Annotated in this window: 2 rRNA genes; both read right to left on the bottom strand. The window is 43.4% G+C overall.

Features of this window, described 5'->3' with window-relative positions:
* Window positions 1–104 (bottom strand): 23S ribosomal RNA (locus Q3V31_RS30820); the annotation flags it as partial.
* 146 nt (window positions 105–250) lie between these two features.
* Window positions 251–350: ribosomal RNA gene (locus Q3V31_RS30815) — 16S ribosomal RNA — on the bottom strand; the annotation flags it as partial.

Below are 350 nucleotides of genomic sequence, written 5' to 3'. Positions count from 1 at the left end.
GATCAAAGCTTACTTACAGCTCCCCGAAGCATATCGGCGTTAGTCCCGTCCTTCATCGACTCCTAGTGTCAAGGCATCCACCGTGCGCCCTTTCTAACTTAACCAAACTAAAATTAAAAAAATATGAGCTACACTGTTATCTAGTTTTCAAAGAACATACATTTAAACTTGAGAGATAGTTCTCTCAAAACTGAACGAAACGAAACAAGTCAACGTTTATTGATGAACTGCGTTCATCAATTCTCCATAGAAAGGAGGTGATCCAGCCGCACCTTCCGATACGGCTACCTTGTTACGACTTCACCCCAATCATCTGTCCCACCTTAGGCGGCTGGCTCCATAAAGGTTAC

Origin of the sequence: Bacillus nitratireducens (genome assembly GCF_036320425.1) — a bacterium.
GTDB lineage: Bacteria > Bacillota > Bacilli > Bacillales > Bacillaceae_G > Bacillus_A > Bacillus_A nitratireducens.
This window is presented reverse-complemented; position numbering and strand designations above follow the sequence as displayed.